This is a genomic window from Serratia sp. J2 (assembly GCF_046269175.1).
Taxonomy (GTDB): Bacteria; Pseudomonadota; Gammaproteobacteria; order Enterobacterales; family Enterobacteriaceae; genus Chania; species Chania fonticola_C.
In genome coordinates this window covers 1-359 of sequence record NZ_JBKABN010000124.1, presented here as the reverse complement: position 1 = coordinate 359, position 359 = coordinate 1, and the positions used below count along the sequence as shown (strand labels likewise).

The 359-nt window shown below is 53.8% G+C and carries 1 protein-coding gene; it reads left to right on the top strand.

Annotated features, from left to right (window positions below):
* Window positions 1-359: primase-like DNA-binding domain-containing protein (locus ACKWMY_RS28375; protein WP_409487567.1), on the top strand; the 359-nt coding region annotated here is incomplete at both ends.

The following is a 359-nucleotide window of genomic DNA, read 5'->3' as shown; positions in this document are numbered from 1 at the left end:
GAACGCGATATTCACCTACCTGAAAAGATTGAAGCAGAGCTGGCGGTTATCATCCGGCACTTGTTAACCCGCTTTGCCAAGCAACAGGAGGCCAAGGGGCTTTTACTGGAACAGCGGCAATCTGAGGAAGCATTAGCCGTCAAGCGTGAGGGTGATTCGCTGGTGGACTTTTGCGGCTACCTGATGGCTATGGTGGAGTGTGAGGGGATGTTTATTGGTAATGCTGAGATCATCCCCTTTGCCCCGCGCCGTTATCTGTACCACGCCTACATGGCTTACATGTCAGCGCATGGCCTGGGTAAGCCGGTGTCGTTAACCCGGTTCGGTAAGGATATGCCGGGATCGATGGCTGAGTATGG